At 42.6% G+C, this 17,985-nt stretch carries 14 protein-coding genes; 8 read left to right on the top strand and 6 right to left on the bottom strand.

The features are described 5' to 3' along the window. Window positions 1–65: 65 nt before the first annotated feature. A complete protein-coding gene (locus H5164_RS15245; protein ID WP_182756975.1) occupies window positions 66–1,022 on the top strand; it encodes a carbohydrate kinase in 957 nt (318 codons plus the stop codon). A gap of 93 nt (window positions 1,023–1,115) precedes the next feature. Here the strand turns inward: H5164_RS15245 and H5164_RS15240 are convergent, their stop codons facing one another. Both H5164_RS15240 and H5164_RS15235 read right to left on the bottom strand, forming a co-directional pair. After that, entirely contained in the window at window positions 1,116–4,280 is a 3,165-nt protein-coding gene (locus tag H5164_RS15240) for an efflux RND transporter permease subunit (RefSeq protein ID WP_404948433.1), read from the bottom strand. Between the two features lie 9 nt (window positions 4,281–4,289). After that, complete coding sequence (locus H5164_RS15235) at window positions 4,290–5,522, bottom strand: efflux RND transporter periplasmic adaptor subunit (RefSeq protein WP_124016649.1); 1,233 nt, start codon at window positions 5,520–5,522, stop codon at window positions 4,290–4,292. Window positions 5,523–5,930: 408 nt separating this feature from the next. On the opposite strand from H5164_RS15235, the gene H5164_RS15230 reads away from it, so the two are divergent. The 3 genes from H5164_RS15230 to H5164_RS15220 all read left to right on the top strand — a co-directional run bounded on the left by H5164_RS15230 (window position 5,931) and on the right by H5164_RS15220 (window position 9,403). Next, on the top strand, window positions 5,931–6,554 hold the full coding sequence (locus tag H5164_RS15230) for a TetR/AcrR family transcriptional regulator (RefSeq protein WP_124016650.1): 624 nt from the start codon (window positions 5,931–5,933) through the stop codon (window positions 6,552–6,554). 533 nt (window positions 6,555–7,087) lie between these two features. Beyond that, a complete protein-coding gene (mog, locus tag H5164_RS15225; protein ID WP_182698193.1) occupies window positions 7,088–7,621 on the top strand; it encodes a molybdopterin adenylyltransferase in 534 nt (177 codons plus the stop codon). Between the two features lie 219 nt (window positions 7,622–7,840). Then, complete coding sequence (locus H5164_RS15220) at window positions 7,841–9,403, top strand: diguanylate cyclase (RefSeq protein WP_182756970.1); 1,563 nt, start codon at window positions 7,841–7,843, stop codon at window positions 9,401–9,403. 52 nt (window positions 9,404–9,455) lie between these two features. On the opposite strand, the gene H5164_RS15215 is transcribed toward H5164_RS15220, so the two are convergent. From H5164_RS15215 to H5164_RS15200, 4 genes are all read right to left on the bottom strand, one after another. Next, window positions 9,456–9,680 carry a hypothetical protein gene (locus H5164_RS15215; RefSeq protein WP_124016654.1) on the bottom strand — a complete coding sequence of 75 codons (225 nt, stop codon included), beginning with the start codon at window positions 9,678–9,680 and terminating at the stop codon, window positions 9,456–9,458. A gap of 140 nt (window positions 9,681–9,820) precedes the next feature. After that, the gene (locus H5164_RS15210) at window positions 9,821–10,954 is read right to left on the bottom strand and encodes an ABC transporter permease (RefSeq protein ID WP_124016655.1); all 1,134 of its coding nucleotides are present in this window, start codon (window positions 10,952–10,954) and stop codon (window positions 9,821–9,823) included. Beyond that, entirely contained in the window at window positions 10,954–11,688 is a 735-nt protein-coding gene (locus H5164_RS15205; RefSeq protein ID WP_124016656.1) for an ATP-binding cassette domain-containing protein, read from the bottom strand. The genes H5164_RS15210 and H5164_RS15205 overlap by 1 nt, the downstream gene beginning before the upstream one ends. A gap of 2 nt (window positions 11,689–11,690) precedes the next feature. Beyond that, window positions 11,691–13,289 carry an alpha/beta hydrolase gene (locus H5164_RS15200; RefSeq protein ID WP_124016657.1) on the bottom strand — a complete coding sequence of 533 codons (1,599 nt, stop codon included), beginning with the start codon at window positions 13,287–13,289 and terminating at the stop codon, window positions 11,691–11,693. 94 nt (window positions 13,290–13,383) lie between these two features. On the opposite strand from H5164_RS15200, the gene H5164_RS15195 reads away from it, so the two are divergent. From H5164_RS15195 to H5164_RS15180, 4 genes are all read left to right on the top strand, one after another. After that, complete coding sequence (locus H5164_RS15195) at window positions 13,384–13,761, top strand: GntR family transcriptional regulator (RefSeq protein WP_124016658.1); 378 nt, start codon at window positions 13,384–13,386, stop codon at window positions 13,759–13,761. A gap of 54 nt (window positions 13,762–13,815) precedes the next feature. Next, a complete protein-coding gene (locus H5164_RS15190; RefSeq protein ID WP_182756968.1) occupies window positions 13,816–14,685 on the top strand; it encodes an ABC transporter ATP-binding protein in 870 nt (289 codons plus the stop codon). Beyond that, on the top strand, window positions 14,682–15,974 hold the full coding sequence (locus H5164_RS15185) for an ABC transporter permease (protein WP_182756966.1): 1,293 nt from the start codon (window positions 14,682–14,684) through the stop codon (window positions 15,972–15,974). Before H5164_RS15190 ends, H5164_RS15185 begins: the two co-directional genes overlap by 4 nt. Before the next feature lie 129 nt (window positions 15,975–16,103). Continuing rightward, window positions 16,104–17,897, top strand: coding sequence for a long-chain fatty acid--CoA ligase (locus H5164_RS15180; protein ID WP_182756965.1), 1,794 nt, complete (start codon window positions 16,104–16,106; stop codon window positions 17,895–17,897). Window positions 17,898–17,985 lie beyond the last annotated feature (88 nt).

Below are 17,985 nucleotides of genomic sequence, written 5' to 3'. Positions count from 1 at the left end.
GTATTAGTTTTTAGAAATCCCTGTTAACAAGCCCATGCAAATGGGCTTTTTTTTGGACGTTTTATATGAGTACATTATTGAGTTTTGGTGAAGTATTAATTGATTTACTTCCGGTGGGCCATTCTGGTTTGGTTCACGAGCCTATCCCTGGCGGCGCGCCTGCCAATGTCGCTGTGGGTTACGCTAAATTAGGTGGTAAGAGTCTTTTTGCTGGTGGCATTAGTGCTGACGATCATGGCCAGTTGTTAACAAATACACTGGTAGAACAAGGTGTTGATGTTAGTTGTTTAGCATTAATACCAGATGCTGCTACTGCCACAGTGTTAGTTAGTTTGGATGCGCAGGGGGAGCGGTCGTTTAGCTTTAATCGGCAGAACACTGCTGACATGCTATACCGTGAAGCTGATTTTGATGCTATCGACTGGTCAAAAATTGATATTTTTCATCTTTGTTCTAATACCTTTACTGAAAAGGCTATTTTCAATGCCAGTCTTTATGGTGCTAAAAAAGCGCATAAGGAACAAGCATTAGTCAGTTTTGATGTTAATTTACGCTTGTCATTATGGCAAGACACTCGGTTGTTATCAGCCCGTGTGGAGCAATGCTTTCGTTATACTCACGTGCTTAAAATGAGTAAAGAGGAAGCATTGTATTTGGCTCAGGAGCGTGGGGCATCATTTGACGAATATTTAGCATTCTGTATTGGACAAGGGGTGAGGTTAATTTTGGTCACCAATGGCCCAGAGTCCATTTTATGTCACAGCGCTGAATTTTCCTTTGAGTTGCCGGTGCCTAAAATTGTCGCCACAGATACTACAGCCGCCGGAGATAGTTTTGTTGCGGGGTTCTTATATGAACTTGGCAGTGATGAAGGATATTTAGCGCCAGAGCTTTTAGTGCAAAAATTGCTTAATCGAGTGAAGGTTCAAACTGCTGCTGAGTTTGCGATTAAGTGTGGTGCGATAACGTGTGGGAAAAAAGGCGCATTTCCTGCGTTGCCCGTTTGGTCACAAGTGCAATAATGGATCAAGTGGGTGTAGAGTAGCGTTATTAGTCATAAAAAGAGGTCACCCTAAGGTGACCTCTTTTTGGTTATCATTGAATCAATAACGTGGTTAATCTTGGGTTATGCTTGATTCAGCTAATTCGGTTTTATTTTTGCCACGTTTTGCGAGGGCATAATAAAACAGTGGCGTTAAAATAAGACCAAAAATAGTTACCCCAATCATGCCAGAGAATACCGCAACACCCATTGCTTGACGCATTTCTGAACCTGGTCCGCTAGAAAGCACCATAGGTACCACACCCATAATGAAGGCTATCGAGGTCATTAAAATAGGTCGTAATCGTAAGCGGCCGGCTTCAAGTATGGCCTCTAATGGTTCCATGCCATCATCTTGTAACTCTTTGGCAAACTCAACAATGAGAATGGCATTTTTGGTTGCTAGCCCCACCAGGACAATTAACCCAATCTGGGTAAAGATATTGTTATCTCCACCGTAGATAAGAACCCCTGTTAATGCCGACAATAGCGTCATTGGAATAATCAGAATAATGGCTATAGGTAAGCTTAGGCTTTCATATTGCGCCGCTAAAACCATAAACACTAACAAGATAATTAATGGATAAATATACGCGCCCGCATTACCTGCCAGGATCTGTTGGTAGGTGAGTTCAGTCCACTCGTACGTCATGCCATTAGGTAAGGTTTCAGCTAAAATCTTTTCAATGGCAGCTTGCGCCTCACCGCTACTAAAGCCAGGTGCAGCACCACCATTGAGTTCGGCTGTGGTAAACCCGTTGTAATGCATCACTCGGTCTGGACCAGATGAATTGGTGACATTAATAAATGAACCAATCGGCACCATTTCACCTTGGTTGTTACGTACTTTTAGTTGGGCGATTTGTTCAGGCGTTTGTCTAAACTGCTCATCTGCTTGTACGTTAACTTGATAAGTGCGACCAAATTGGTTGAAGTCGTTGGCGTAAACCGAACCCATGTATCCCTGCAGGGTGGAGAACAATTCGTCTAACGACACCGATTGCTGTTTGGCTTTGGTGCGATCAATATTCACTTCAAGTTGTGGCACATTGACTTGATAACTCGAGAATACTCCTGCTAACTCAGGCGTTGCCCATGCTTTTTGCATCACTTGCATGGTCACTTTATACAACTCTTCGTAACCGTAATTAGCACGATCTTGAATTTGTAATCTAAAGCCACCAATGGTGCCTAAGCCTTGCACTGGCGGTGGCGGGAAAATCGCAATAAATGCGCCGTTAATCGCGGCGAATTTTTGATTTAACGCCGCAGCAATAGCACCTGCCGATAATGATGGATCTGTGCGATCGGCAAAGTCATCCAGCGGGGTAAACAAAATGGCGCTGTTAGTGCTATTGGTAAAGCCATTAATGCTTAAACCTGGAAAGGCGACAGCATGGGCAACACCTGGTTGATCTAGTGCAATACGCGACATTTCTTTCACGATAGCTTCGGTGCGATCTAATGATGCTGCGTCAGGTAACTGAGCAAAGGCGATAAGATATTGTTTATCTTGCCCAGGTACATAACCTGTTGGAGTGCTTGAGAATTGTAAGCCAGTTAAGCCGACTAAACCGATATACAAAATACCAATGACAGCCCCAAAACGAATGATTTTCTTCACTAACCAGCCGTAACCGTCAGACATACGCGCAAACATGCGGTTAAACGGTTTAAATAACCAGCCGCCTAGCAGTTTATCCATACCACGGGTCAGCAGATCTTTTTTCTCGTGATGACCTTTAAGCAATAATGCCGATAAAGCAGGGCTAAGGGTTAACGAGTTAATTGCCGAAATAAAAGTGGATATGGTAATGGTTAGCGCGAACTGCTTATAAAACTGCCCAGTTAAGCCTGACATAAACGCAGTAGGAATGAATACTGCTGCCAATACCAATGTGGTGGCAATAATTGGACCGGTAACTTCTTTCATTGCCTTTTGGGTGGCAGCAACGGGTGATAATCCGTCAGAGATATTTCGCTCAACGTTTTCAACTACCACAATTGCATCATCGACCACGATACCAATCGCCAGCACTAAGCCAAACAGTGATAAGGCATTCAATGAGAAGCCCATTAGGTGCATAAAGGCGAATGTACCCACAAGTGATACCGGAACCGCCACTAATGGAATAATGGATGCGCGCCAGGTTTGTAAAAACAGTACTACGACTAATACAACCAGCAATAATGCTTCGACCAGTGTCTGTACTACAGCTTTAATTGAGCCACGCACGAACACGGTTGGATCGTAGACGATGTCGTAGGCTAAGCCTTCTGGGAATGACTTAGACAGTTCTGCCATTTTAGAACGAACATCATCAGATATTTGAATTGCGTTAGAGCCTGATGCTTGGAACACTGGTAATGCAGCCGCGTCTTTATTATCTAGCATTGAGCGCAGGGCATAAGTCGATGCACCTAATTCCACCCGGGCAACATCTTTTAAACGAGTGATCTGACCTTGATCGCCCACTTTAACAATAATGTCCTCGAACTCTTCAACATTGGATAAACGACCTTTGACGTTAATCAGTAATTGGAAATCACTGTCGCCACTTGGTTGTGCACCTAAACTGCCAGCGGCTGCTTGTTGGTTTTGCTCACGAATAGCAGCAACAATATTACTCGGTGACAAGCTTAAGGCGGCCACTTTATTAGGGTCTAGCCACACGCGCATGCTGTAATCGCCGGCGCCAAACACGCGCACAGCTCCTACACCGGTAATACGGGCTAATTCATCTTTGACTTTCAATACCGCATAGTTAGACAGGTATAACATGTCATAACGGTCATCGGGTGAGGTTAAATGCACCACCATGGTTAAGCTTGGTGATGATTTTTCAGTGACTATGCCTAAGCGTTGTACTTCTTCTGGTAGCCGTGGTTTTGCTCGCTCAACACGACTTTGTACTTGAGTTTGAGCTAAATCAACATCAGTACCAATTGCAAAGGTGATGGTTAGCGTCATGCGGCCATCAGACGTGGCTTGAGAAGACATGTACAACATGTTTTCGACGCCGTTAATCTCTTGCTCTAGCGGGGATGCAACTGTTTCAGCAATGATTTTAGGGTTCGCACCTGGGTAGTTTGCCGTAACAACCACGGTAGGTGGTACCACTTCTGGGTATTCGGTAATGGGTAATTGCCATACTGCTAGTGCGCCTGAAATAAAGAACAGCAGCGACAAAACAGCGGCAAAAATTGGTCTTTTAATAAAGAATTGAGACAACATTATGTAGTTTCCTTAACCCTGACTTGCGTCATCAGCAACACGTGCTGTTAATGGCTGGTTATCGAGGAGGCGTTGTGCTTGATGTAATGCTTCTAATTTTTCGCTATCAGCCATGTCGGTTAGGTTTGGCTCAATAGTGACATTAGGGCGCACTTTCTGCAGACTGTTTACCACTATGGTGTCGTTAGGTGATAAGCCAGCAGTAATAATACGTAAGCCATGAAGTTTTTCACCTAGACTAACACTTCGATATTCAAGGGTGTTTTTGTCATTTACCAGCAGAACAAACTTGTTATTTAAGTCGGTAAAAATGGCTTTGTCGTCAATTAAAATACTGTCGTATGACTCACTACCTGCAATGCTGATACGGGCAAATAAGCCGGGTAATAATTGATTTTCTTGGTTGGCAAAGTTAGCTCGAACCCGAATAGTACCAGTTTGTTGATCAACGGTATTATCGACAAAGTCGATCACACCTTGATGATTAAAGCTGGTTTCATTTGCCAGAGCCATAACCACAGCGTTGTTACCTAAACGTGGATTTTGACGTTTGTTCTCAAACGATAACGCGGCATATTTTAAATACGTTTGCTCATCGATATCGAAATAAGCATACATATGCGATGTAGAGACTAAACTGGTGAGGTGCGTTTGACCCGCAGTGACATAGTTGCCTGCCGTTTCATTAGCATATGACACTCGACCAGTAATAGGTGCGGTAACCTGGGTATATTCAACGTTAAGTTGGGCGCTAGTTAATGCAGCTTTAACTGACGCAACCGCTGCTGCAGTTTGATGCATGTTAGAGCGGCGAGTATCAATCAGCTCTTCTGAAACCGCTTTTTGATGAAACAGTTTATTGGCTCGCTCATAATCATTTTCAGCAAGTTGATTAGCTGATATTGCACTGGTTAATTCTGCTTTAAGACGCTCATATTCAGCAGTAAAAACCCTCGAGTCGATGGTAAATAACACATCACCTTTTTGAACCAGTGCGCCTTCTTTAAAGTTAATCGATTCAATATAGCCTGATACTCTAGGGACTAAGGTCACTTTTTCAGGAGCTTGTAAGCGTCCGGTAAATTGATCCCACTCGGTAATGCGCTCATAAAGCACGTTAGCTACGTCTACTTTAGGCGCTGCAGGTGTATTCGCCTGTTGTGCAGGTTGTTCTCCACACGCCACTAATAGCAATGCCGTTAGGCTAACTAGTAAAGTGATTTTAATTGATTTTAACGTCTTCATGGTGCGGTCCTTTAATCAATAGCATTTACGTTTTTTCAGCAGGCTGTAAGGTGCGTTATATTGGTATACGAGTTTATTTTATACCGATAGGTATAAAATGTTCTGTACCGAACGGTAATATATAGATTAAAATAACCCTGTCAATGACTTTTGTACCGATAGGTATTAAATTATTTTGACAAGAGGTTCAATAAGCGGGAAAATAAAGTAACATCACTATTTGTAAGGTGATTTGTTGCGATGAAATAGCGTTAATCAATACTTGTTAAATTGTTATAGTTGCGACTAATCTGCATAATATTAACCCTGATGTGGCTTAATATTATGCTAAAGTATGCGGGTTGTTTGTCATAAAAGTTAGTTAAGCTTTTGATAAATAAAGCTCCGTTAATATAAGAGGTACTATTTATGACAATAACCAAAGCAGCTTGTGTTGGTCGCCCTCGTGGGTTCGATATCGACTTGGCATTAGAGCAAGCGCTTAATATTTTCTGGCGTCATGGATATGAAGGAACTTCTTTAAACGAGCTGACCGAGGCGATGGGGATCAAGAAGCCTAGCTTGTATGCCGCATTTGGTAATAAAGAGCAGCTATTTTTAAAAGCTATCGATTTATATGAAAACCGTCCAGATTCATTATTTAATACAGCTTTTAAACATCAACACATTGCTGATGTGGTTCGCGGTCTATTGCTTGGTGCTGCAGCCAAATTTACTGACTGTAGCCATCCTCAAGGTTGCGCATTAATTAACAGCACCCTGTCCTGTAGTGAAGCGAGCGAATCAATTAAGCAAGCCGTTTTAGAGCGCAAAGCACGGCATAAGCTCCAATTAGTCGCTCGATTTGAGCAAGCTAAGCAGCAAGGTGAGTTAAATGCAGATTGTCAGCCTGCAGTGTTAGCTCAATTGATTACGACCTTGTTTCAGGGGATGTCGATTCAGGCATCTGAAGGGGCAAGCATTGAAGAGTTACTGCAAATTGCCAACATGGCCGTAGATGGCATTTTGATTTTGTACATTAATCCTAAGTAACCTAGTCACTCATTCTCAAAATTAACCCGTAAATCAATTGATACTGTACTTTTTGGCAGTATCAATCTTGTTTAAACATCCACTATTCTCTAGACATCTTCTCTATTTGTTGCTTGTTATTAAGCTCCAACAGTCGCTATGGTAATACTATAAAATATTGCTTTAACCACAACAGATAAGTTTACCGAATAAGCTGATCTATAGCTCCCAGTGTTATCGTATCTTTTTGTAATATAGATGGTTATCCAATCCGAGCAATCAAAAGGTCTGGTTAGCATTTACATCGACTGTGGGCTCATCGCAACTGACTCAATAGGAAGAATCCCTACTATTAATTATATGCATAACTCTTGTGGGTGTCGGCAGTTAAACCCAGTACACAGATAATCATCCTATCAATAGCCCCTAAGGTTATGCCATTGTGTTAAGAGGGCTCTGTTTATCAACTTGAGATTTTGTGAACCCACATTTATTTGGTAGATTACTCTCCTATAAATGCATTACTGATTTAACCTCATAAGGGAAAAATAACCATGAGCAAAGCTAAAATCGGCATCGTGACTGTGAGTGATCGTGCCAGCGCTGGCGTGTACGAAGATTTGTCTGGTAAAGCCATTATTGAAGTATTGAATGCTTATTTAACGTCTGAATGGGAACCTGTTTACAAGGTGATACCTGATGAGCGTGACGTTATTGAAGCGACATTGATTGATTTAGCCGATAATCAAGATTGCTGTTTAATTGTCACCACTGGTGGCACGGGCCCAGCAAAACGCGACGTAACGCCAGAGGCCACCGAAGCTGTGTGCGACAGAATGATGCCTGGTTTTGGTGAGCTAATGCGCACCGAATCATTAAAGTTTGTGCCAACAGCTATTTTGTCTCGTCAAACTGCGGGTCTTCGTGCCAACTCGTTAATTGTTAATTTACCTGGTAAACCTAAGTCAATCCGCGAATGTTTGGATGCTGTATTTCCCGCAATACCTTATTGTATCGACTTAATGGACGGACCGTTTTTAGTCTGTGACGAAGCCGTGATAAAACCGTTTAGACCGAAAGCTAAGTAGTATTAATAAGCTGGCTCTGTATTAGTTTGCTGTTGTTGCAGGCCAATACAGAGCTAATGACCATTGCGATTATTCATTAATATTTGCTTGATAACCGGGTTCATTTTCTGTGATAGATCAATAAAAGTCTGCAAGCTTTGATTGATCACTTTGTTAAAAGTACTTTGAGTCATATTTAGTACTACACTAGCAATATATCTTCAGTAGGGCTGGTTCATTATGACATTAAAACGTTTTTCGCTTTTATTGTTGTCTTCACTATTACTTGCAATAACCATGTTATTGGTGAGTATTTACTATTTTTTCTACCTTCCTGGAATAAAAACTGAAATTTTAGATCAACAACAACAAGAATATAATTTGTTGTATTCTGCATTATCGTTATCAAAAAACAGCTTAACGACCTTATGTTACGATTACGCCGTGTGGGATGAGTTAGTTGAATATATTGGTAACCCGACTGATGATTTTGTTCAACGCAGTATGCCTGACAATGCATTTAAAGCTGCAAATATTGATGCTGTTTTTGTCAGTGACATTAATAATGAGTTGGTTTGGGATTATCAGGATTACTCATTAACATCATCCAGATTGTCACTCGTTGATTTAATTCATCAGCAAAATATACCATCTTTTGCTATTTTGCCGACAACAGCAGAAATTGCATCACAAACAGTGTCTAGCCGCAGTGGTTATATCGTTTTTGGCGGGGCGCTAATTTACTTTAGTAATACCACTATTTTACCATCGACTGGTCACGGTGAAATCGTTGGTAGTTTAACTATGGTTCGTTTAGTGGATAAAGCGTTAATTAAAGATATCAGTCAGTTTTCTTTAGTGAATTTTTCAATTGCTGATGTACAAACATCAACCAAAAGCATGCAAGAGTTTTTTAGTTTAAAACCGATTGAAAACATTGCGCCATCACACAGTTGGCTAATTCGTAATACATTTGATAACCAAGCAATACAGATGACTTTACACCATAAAAAAGTGTCGTTACCCCAATTGAATTGGGTCTCGGCCATAACGATATTGTTGTCAATAGTGTTGATTGTTTCTCTCTCGTTAATAGCATTATCAAGACTGCTTATTAAGCCGCTTATTCGTTTTAACAAAAGCATTAATGACTCATCAGATAATAATTTTATGAGCAAAATGGCTTCCAATCATTTTATCGATGAAATCGAAAATGTGTCTTACTCATTTAATCAATTACTGCTTAAGTTTAACGCTCAACAAAATTACTTAGAGACCTTAGCGGTTCAAGATTCACTCACAGGCATTACTAACCGGAGAGGACTAGAATCATTTTCAAAGCGAATTATTTCACGTTGGCATCTGGAAAATATTGGTTTCAGTGTGATGATGATTGATGTCGATAATTTTAAGTATTTTAATGATCAACAAGGTCATCTTAATGGCGATGATGCATTAGTTGCCGTCGCGACCTGTCTGGTAAAGGTCATGGCTCCATATGATGCGCTTGCTTCTCGATATGGTGGTGAGGAGTTTTGTATAATTTTGGCCGATAATCATTATCAAAATATATTGAAAGTCGCAGAAGAAATTCGTGAGTCTATCGAGCAATTGCAGATCCCCAATAAAATAGATGGCCGAAATTGGGTCACCGTTAGTATTGGTGTTGTTGTGGTTAATGATAAATTAGCCGGCGTACAAAAATACAACTTTAGCGATGTACTACAACATGCAGATGAGCAACTTTATTTGGCCAAACAAACGGGGCGTAATACCGTCATCGTGGCGAGGTTTAGCAACTAAATATGCCGAATACCGATGAGTTAACTCGATATTTGGCACTTTAGCGCAAGCACTATAACTTTTTAAATTGCTGCTTAAGCTCAAAATCGCTGTCAGTTACCAGTTTTTCTAACACTTGTATCCGTTCGATTAATGCTTGGTTTTGGGCTTTTATATCGGCGACACCATCGGCGTCAGCTTTTTGTTTATGCTTTAAATAATGTTTAAACATTTCGGATGCCGTGGTGCCGACAATAACAATAAATACTAACGCTATGATCGCAATATCGTTGTCCATAATATGCTCCTTGTTAATGCTCTTTGCTATATTAATTCGTGTAAATCATTTTTAAATCAAAAAGTTGTAAATCTACCAGCCTTACTCTAAACCCTTAAGGCTGGCGTCACACCGTTATCAATAAACGCTGATAACAGTAGTTATAAGCCAAAGACCACTTTTTCACTCTTAAGGGACTTCTCTAAGCCTGCAGCTAATCCAATGGCTATTACTAATGTGGCCACAGACGACACGATTAATTGCATCATTGGAATTTCACGGCCCTTAATAAAGTCCATTAAGGCTTGTTGCTGGCCCGACACAGGTAGCCACTGCAATACGTCTGGAGCTATGTTGTAACTAGCGGCCATAGAAAGTGCCAAGGGGACAAATAACACCATGGTTAAGTATGATTGTGCCTCTTTGAAGGTTTTAGCCATAAACGACACATACAGTTGCAAGGTTGCAGCCATTAACGCGACGGGAATACCAACTAAGAACATTAAGCCCATAAAATCTTGAGTGATATTGACGGTAAAGCCAATTTCTTGCCACGGAACAAAAGGGTAAGCCACTTTAGATACCAGTAAAATCAAGATTAACCCCAGTAAAGCAAAACAGGTTACGGCAATAATTTTACCTATCACTAACTGGCGGGTACTCATGGGATGGCTAAGCAATAACGCTAACGAATTACGTTCGCGCTCACCAGCACTGGTGTCGATAGCGAGGTTCATACCAGAGATAAACACTGAATACATCATGGTGAAAATGGCGATACCCAAAATCATTCCACCTTTAGAGTCCGGTGTGGCTTGATCTTCAATATTTATTTTGAGTGGTTGGGTAATGCGTGGATTAATTCCACGGGCAATTAAACGTATGCTGCCCATTTCTGCACTATATGTTTGCAGCTGACGTTCAAGTCGACGAATCGACTTTTGTAGCTTCTCATCTGAATTATCAGCAATCAATAATACTTCTGCCGGTTTGGCTTTAGCCATGTTAGCGGCATATTCATCGCTAATGGTTAAGATGATTTTTTTAGCTTGTTCATCTTCACCATGGTTTATGCCGTTATTACTTAAGTAGCGCACTAAATCTGGCGCCTTGTCGGCATTGTGGATGTTGATGTTTAAATCTTCAGGGCTAGATAACTGGCCAATTAACACCATAAACATGGCGCACATGATCAACGGTGTACCGATGGCATAGTAAAGACCAGCCATTACCGATCGTTTGTCGCGTGCGGCGTCGACGAGTTCTTTACGCACCATTGCGAGTATCATTTTCATTATGCTGCAATCCCTTCGTCTGTTCCGATAAGTTCGATAAATGCATCTTCAAGCGAGTCTTTACCTGTTTGCTGACACAGTTCATCTGGGCTACCAATGGCAACAACTTTGCCGTTAGCCATTACGATGACGCGATCACACAAGGCGGCGACTTCTTGCATTACATGGCTTGAAAACAGCACGCAATGACCTTCAGCTTTGAGTTGCAATAAAATATCGCGCAGTAAGCGAGTGCTCATGACATCGAGTCCGCGAGTGGGCTCATCTAAAATGATGTTACTTGGCTTGTGTACTATGGCTTGTGCTAAGGCCGTTTTCATTCGTTGGCCTTGGGAAAAACCTTTGCAACGACGGTCGCTAATGTCTTCAAGCTTCAGTTGTGCAATCACATCGGCGGTGGCTTGCTTGGCTTGTTTACGTGACATGCCACTGAGCTCGGCAAAGAAGCTAATGTATTCACGCGGCGTAAGGCGCTCATACAAACCAAAAGGGTCGGGGAATAAACCTAGCTGCTTTTTAGCGCCAATAGGATCGATAGCGACATCAATATCATTGACGGTCGCGGTTCCTGAGTCAGGCTTAAGTAAGCCAAATAAGGTGCGTAAACAGGTGGTTTTACCGGCACCATTTGGGCCAAGTAATCCAGTGATTTGACCATTTTCAGCGCTAAAACTTAAATCATCTAACGCCTGCACATCGCCAATCTTTTTGGTTAAGTTTGCAACAGTAATCATGATTATTCCTTATCTGCAGCAGTATTCGCTGGCGCTGTTGTTTCTATGTCTGTGGGCGTTTTGACAACTGGCAATGCTTCTACAGTATTCGCGTTGAGGTAAAAACTGCGACGAACATCTTTTTGCAAACATTCGCCATTGATGTCTTTTACCGAGCCTTGTTCAACTAACTGGGCGACTAGGTCATTGCCACAGCTTTGTCCTGCTACACCATGGGTAGCATAAGGCGCAATAAAATGTTTTGAGTGGGTGAGTTTCTCTTGCGCTAGCGCGCCCCAGTTAGGTGGCGTAGCCGGGTCTAGCTCGCCAGATAATAGTAGGGTCGGTATGTCACTGTGGATTGGTTCGCTGAAATTCTCACTCTCAGATGGCATTGGCCAAGCTTGGCAAGTTTTTTCTAGCCCCTCTAGCATGTTGCCACTGATGTAGGAGTCTTTAGCATCTTTGCGCATTTGTGAAGTAATGCGATGAATGTCTTCGCCGCAAACCACAGAGGCATGCATACCGATAGCAATACCTGTACTGTCAGCGGTTAAGGTGTAAATACCTAATATGGGTTGATAATTACCCTGTGCAGCTTGGTGAATCGCATGGGGGATCAGTGCGCGTATGTTTGGCATGTACATCGCCATGCGGATTGCGCCGCTAAACTTACCGCGTGTGAGTAAAAAGTCACTGAGTTCGTCGGTAAGCGGATCACGTACTTGCTGACTAATGGGGGCTTTCGCGAGTAGCATATCGACTTTATTGAACTCGTCAGCTAATTCAGGAAATTGCTGTTGGCAAGCTGGAGTACTTTTACAGTCGCGCCATAATACATTTAAGCCACGTTCTATTGAGCTACCAATGGCGACAACACTTTGTTGCATGGGCACCACGCCATCTAATGTCACTGTCAATAGTGCTTCTGGATAGTGGCGCATATAAAGCTGTGCCATCCGTGTACCATAAGAAATGCCGTATAAATGCAGTTTTTGATAACCTAAAAATTTGCGTACCGCTTCAAAGTCTTTTAATGCTGAGTTGCTACCGTATTGTGTGATGTCGGCATCAATGTGGGCGAGGCATTTTTCGGTCATGGCAATCACATCGATATCGTCATCATTCATGCTGAGTAATTCAGTGGTGTCATCGTCACAAGATAGAATATTCGATTGGCCCGTGCCGCGTTGATCGATGAGTAAAATGTCGCGTTGCTGACGAACCTTTGACAACATTCGATTAAAACCAGCTGCATTTTCAATCGCTGATTGGCCAGGACCACCTGCGATGGCCAGTAAGGCTTCACCAGGATGAGTGTTTTTAATCGCGGGTAAAATAGCAAAATGAATGTCGATTCTCTTGCCATCAGTGAGCTTAGGATTTTCTAACACGCTGATTTTACCGCATTGAAGCTGCTCGTCTAAACCGTCTAAGTAACAAGCACTGGTTTTAGCAGCCGCTGCGAGATTAACCTCTGGTGTGTCGGCATAGCTATAATTGGCGAGTAAAATACTTATAGCAGCAATAAACCAGCGGCTCGTAAGCGTTAGCGAATGGCATAAACCAGGGCGGTTAATTCGCTCTGCTAAGGCTGTGTTGACAAACTTCCTGTTGATCATCGGAACGTTTCCTTTTTGCATTTCATGACGATTATGATACCTTAGCATCTAGTGTATGAGTGTATCAATGTATTAATACAGTTCCTAAAGGCTAATGTTAGAATTATTAAATGTCAACCCCAGCAGTGGTGAACCCATTTATCGACAGTTACACGATCAAATCGTGCGCTTAATTGTTGGCGGACAATTGCACCCTGAAGATGTGCTGCCTTCGGTACGTCAACTTGCTGAGCATTTAGCTGTAAACCCAATGACAGTGTCGCGGGCTATGCAGCAACTTGTCGACCAAGGTTGGGTTGAACGTCGTCGTGGCCAGCCATCACGTGTGGCAGCAAGAACGTCAGCCAATAGTGCTTCTGGTAGTAGTTTACTGGCACCGCAATTATCTGAGTTAGTTGAGCAAGCGCGCCAGTTAGGAGTCGATTATGACCAATTACAGCGTTTGCTGGCGCAATATTGGGATAAAGAATAGCAGCAACACAGTTCATTCATTTTATCGTTAAGGATATTATCTAGGAAGTCGACAATGGAATCCGAACAACAACCCATTTTACGTTTTAATCATGTGAGCAAAACTTTTGCCGCCAAAGATAAATCGGCAGCAGGACATACAGTATTATCCGATCTATCGATAACACTTTATCCTGGGATGGTGGTCGGATTATTAGGCCAAAATGGTGCCGGTAAGTCGACACTAATGCGCTGTGCGTTAGGTATTATTGATATTGATCAAGGGGATATTTTAACCTTAGGCGAAACGCCTGCCGCGTTATCTATTCAGGCAAAAGAACGTATTGGTTATGTACCACAGCAGCCTTTTGGTTATGAAGGTTTTACCATTGATAAAGCATTAGAATTGCATCGAAGCTTCTACCCAAGCTGGGATATGACACTTGAACAAGATTGGTTAGAGCGGTTCGATTTAGATGTCACCCAAGCGGTGCAAAAACTCTCGGTTGGGCAGCGTCAATCATTGGCCTTGATCATGGCCATGGCATATCGCCCAAGTTTGTTATTACTCGATGAGCCCGTCGCCAGCCTTGACCCTATCGCCAGACGCAAGTTTATGAGCGACTTATTTGATCTCGCGCTTGATTCGGGTTCTGCTGTATTATTTTCATCGCATATCACCTCTGACTTAGAACGCGTTGCCAGTCATGTTGCCCTGATTAAAAAAGGTCAACTAGTGCTGTTTAAAGAGATTGATGCCCTGCGAGAAGAGGTTAAATTACTCAGCATAAATGACGGTGCCACTTTACCATCAAGCTACAAAATTTTGAGTCAAAGCGGGCTAAATATGCTGGTGGACACGCAAGGCGATTCGACCGTCATCACGGGAGTGCAGAGTGCCAAGGCCGTTAATTTAGAACAGTTATTTATGGAGCTGCATCGATGAGTTTGCAGCAGTTTAACAGTGGCAATAGCTTATGGCGTAAACCTTATCGTGGCATGCTGCGTTTATGGTTATATGACTTAGGCAGTGTCAGTTTTATTGCCACTGCAGGATTAGGCTTAGTGTTAGGACTGTTGTGCTTTATCAGCGGTAAAACTGAAGTTGTTAGCCTGGTTTTTTCAATGGCTACTGTGTCTACAGCAGCAGCAATCGCGTGGCAGCTAAATCGGTTATCAGCAACCGAGTTGACCGGTCTAATACCTGGTTATCAACAGCATCTACTCATACAAGCAGCGAGCATCGCGGCGGGCATGTTATTGATACAGCTATTAATCTGTATTAGTTTTTCTGCTTATGATGTCATCCCCAAATTACTCCTCGCCATTGTGGTCGGTTTACTGTTTGTGTGGGCTTGTTTATGGCGCAGTAACAGTTTTCATTTATCATTTTTGTTATTCATAGCGGTACCCTTATTAGATCGATTAGTACTCACCATACCGACGTGGATAATGCTGATTATGGTTGCGATACTGTCTTATTATGTTATTGACTTGTGTCGGCGCTTACGCTGGAACAGAGAATCGCGTGTGGTGTACCTCAACGCCGTGCAAATGGGCTGGATGTGGTTGCCAAGCATAAAAGGTTTTACTTGGATTACCCGCTTTGAACGTTTTTTCCACCCGATGAATTTTTTCATTGGTCCTGTGCTGGCGGTAATGATGTTGTGCTTGCCAATTATCGCTCTTGGATTGATGTTGTTATCGTGGTTGTTTGAGATTAATTTGCCAACATTATTTTTATTGGCACAATTTTCGGTGCTCAGTTGCTCCATCGTTCATTGGAGCCGAATTCAACGTTGGCGCGCGGCAGAAACCTTGTTTTTACTACCTTGTTATAGTGGCCTGAACGGATTGCGTGATGCATTTTATCGAAGCCAATATCGTTTTATTGTGGTGTTGGTGATGATGGTCAGTGCGCTAGGGCTAGTAAAATGGCTTATTGATCCACAAATAACTCTGCCGTTTGTGGCTCATTTAGGATTAAGTACCTTTTGGGGCAGTGCCATTATGCTCGGTGCTGGCTCGGCTTGTCGTAACAGCTATCAAGCGACTGCGGCAATGCTGATTGTATTGATACACTCCATTCTGGTGTCACTGAGCTTTGCCGCCTTAAGGGACGGCGACAGCTTGACGATGTGGCTGCTTATTGATATTCCGCTAGTGGTCATCGGTATACTTGCACTAGTGTGGGGTAAGAGTCAGTTATGGAAAAATGGCATTAGTGCAGCTTAACAGCAGGTCTAATTTTAGTCCGAACGTGACGTTAAGCTCAAAAATAGAGCAAAAGCTCTTATGGTTTGTGGCCGCTTAATGTAGAATGCGAAAAGCGGAACACCTGTAAGCTAAAAAGGCCACAGCCATATGTCATTAGATCAATACCACGTAGTCCAACTTCTGCAGCAACAAGGTCAGTCACTAGGTCATAATATCGCCCTTGAAGGCTTTGATATGCCGGCCCCTTGGCACACTGTCTCTTGGAGTGCATTCAATACAATCACCGACTCAGTCGCACAGTTGTTAATTGAATTTGGCTTACAAGTACAAGACAAGGTGGTTATTTTAGCCCAAAACTGCCCACAGTGGACTTGTGCTGATATTGGCGCCCTAAAAGCGCGCAATGTGGTCGTGCCTGTGTATCCCACCAGTACTATCGATCAAGCGGTGTTTATTGTTAATGATGCTCAAGCTAAATTAATTTTTGCCGGTAACCAACAGCAATACGACATGGCATGTACCATTGCTGCTCAAGCAGACTGCGTAGAGCATATTGTGGTGTTTGATGCGAATGTGACCCTGAATGCCGATAATCATGTGCACTTCGATCAGGTATTAGCGGCGCAATTTAATCCGCTGATTAACGCAGAACTCAATACCAGGCTTTCCAATAGCAACCTAGATGACTTATTCACGCTGATTTATACCTCTGGCACCACAGGTAATCCTAAAGGTGTGATGTTGGACTACCGTAATTTTGCCTCAATGATCAATCAACATGACAGTAAGTTACCTTTTACAGCGGGTGATGTGTCGTTGGCATTTTTACCGCTGAGCCATGTATTTGAACGCGGTTGGAGCATGTATGTATTGTGTCGCGGCGGCCACAATGTCTATCTAAACGACACGAATCGAATTAAAGAAGCCCTCGTTGCGGTAAAACCTCATACCTTGTGTGTTGTGCCGCGATTTTTAGAAAAAATATACAGCGCAGTACACGATAAAGTCGGCCAAGCCTCTAAACCAAGGCAAGCTCTGTTTGCCTGGGCGATGAGAGTAGGCAAACGTCAATTTGACGTTAGCCAAGGCCGTGCTGCAGGAAGTTTGTGGTTAAGTGCACAGTGGCAGCTGGCTAACAAGCTGGTTTACAGTAAGCTACAGCAAGTATTGGGTGGCAGGTTAAAGTTTATGCCTGTTGGCGGTGCAGCTCTCGATGTTAATGTGGGCAGCTTTTTTCACAGCATTGATGTGCCGGTATTGTGTGGTTATGGTATGACAGAGACCAGCGCCACAGTAACTTGTAACACCTTAGATAATCGCGTATCGGGATCGAACGGCAAGCCACTCGATGCCATGCAAATTAAGCTAGGCAAAGACGACGAAATTTTGGTACGTGGCGACACCGTGATGCGTGGTTATTACAATCGACCACAAGATACAGCTGAAGCCTTTGAAGATGGTTGGTTAAAAACCGGTGATGCAGGGCGTATTGATGAGCAAGGTAACTTATATATTACCGATCGCATTAAAGAATTAATGAAAACCTCGAACGGTAAATACATAGCACCGCAGCGAGTTGAAGGTAAGGTGGCTTGTTGTCCGTTTATCGAACAAGTCGCCATTGTTGCCGATGCGCGAAATTATGTTTCTGCCCTCATTGTGCCAGCATTTGAAGCATTAAATACTTGGGCTAAAGCCCAAGGTATTCATGTTGAAAACCCAATTGAGTTATTACGTCACTCACAAGTGGTGGCTCATTTCGAGCAGCGATTAATTGAGTTGCAGCATGAGCTAGCTGGGTTTGAAAAAATCAAAAAATTCACTTTATTACATGAAGCATTTTCAATGGAGTCTGGACTCATTACGCCAACATTAAAGCTGCGTCGTAAAATGATTTACAGCAAATATCATAGTGAAATTAATGCCATGTACGGGCAGTAATTAATTATCAATAATAATCCTAAAGGACGCACTAGCGTCCTTTTTTGTAATACTTAGTGATAATTGCCAGTATTTTCAGTAGAGGTAC

This window comes from Shewanella sp. SG41-3 (assembly GCF_014164545.1).
Taxonomy (GTDB): domain Bacteria; phylum Pseudomonadota; class Gammaproteobacteria; order Enterobacterales; family Shewanellaceae; genus Shewanella; species Shewanella vesiculosa.
The sequence above is the reverse complement of the archived record's forward strand: the minus strand, read 5'-3'. Positions and strand labels throughout refer to the sequence as shown.

What these genes read in the sequence shown, in the direction of transcription:
- H5164_RS15205 (WP_124016656.1), bottom strand. Translation starts at nt 11,688, where the DNA reads ATGATTACTGTTGCAAACTTAACCAAAAAGATTGGCGATGTGCAGGCG.
- H5164_RS15220 (WP_182756970.1), top strand. Translation starts at nt 7,841, where the DNA reads ATGACATTAAAACGTTTTTCGCTTTTATTGTTGTCTTCACTATTACTT.
- H5164_RS15245 (WP_182756975.1), top strand. Translation starts at nt 66, where the DNA reads ATGAGTACATTATTGAGTTTTGGTGAAGTATTAATTGATTTACTTCCG.
- H5164_RS15210 (WP_124016655.1), bottom strand. Translation starts at nt 10,954, where the DNA reads ATGAAAATGATACTCGCAATGGTGCGTAAAGAACTCGTCGACGCCGCA.
- H5164_RS15215 (WP_124016654.1), bottom strand. Translation starts at nt 9,680, where the DNA reads ATGGACAACGATATTGCGATCATAGCGTTAGTATTTATTGTTATTGTC.
- H5164_RS15185 (WP_182756966.1), top strand. Translation starts at nt 14,682, where the DNA reads ATGAGTTTGCAGCAGTTTAACAGTGGCAATAGCTTATGGCGTAAACCT.
- H5164_RS15200 (WP_124016657.1), bottom strand. Translation starts at nt 13,289, where the DNA reads ATGATCAACAGGAAGTTTGTCAACACAGCCTTAGCAGAGCGAATTAAC.
- mog (WP_182698193.1), top strand. Translation starts at nt 7,088, where the DNA reads ATGAGCAAAGCTAAAATCGGCATCGTGACTGTGAGTGATCGTGCCAGC.
- H5164_RS15190 (WP_182756968.1), top strand. Translation starts at nt 13,816, where the DNA reads ATGGAATCCGAACAACAACCCATTTTACGTTTTAATCATGTGAGCAAA.
- H5164_RS15235 (WP_124016649.1), bottom strand. Translation starts at nt 5,522, where the DNA reads ATGAAGACGTTAAAATCAATTAAAATCACTTTACTAGTTAGCCTAACG.
- H5164_RS15195 (WP_124016658.1), top strand. Translation starts at nt 13,384, where the DNA reads ATGTTAGAATTATTAAATGTCAACCCCAGCAGTGGTGAACCCATTTAT.
- H5164_RS15230 (WP_124016650.1), top strand. Translation starts at nt 5,931, where the DNA reads ATGACAATAACCAAAGCAGCTTGTGTTGGTCGCCCTCGTGGGTTCGAT.
- H5164_RS15180 (WP_182756965.1), top strand. Translation starts at nt 16,104, where the DNA reads ATGTCATTAGATCAATACCACGTAGTCCAACTTCTGCAGCAACAAGGT.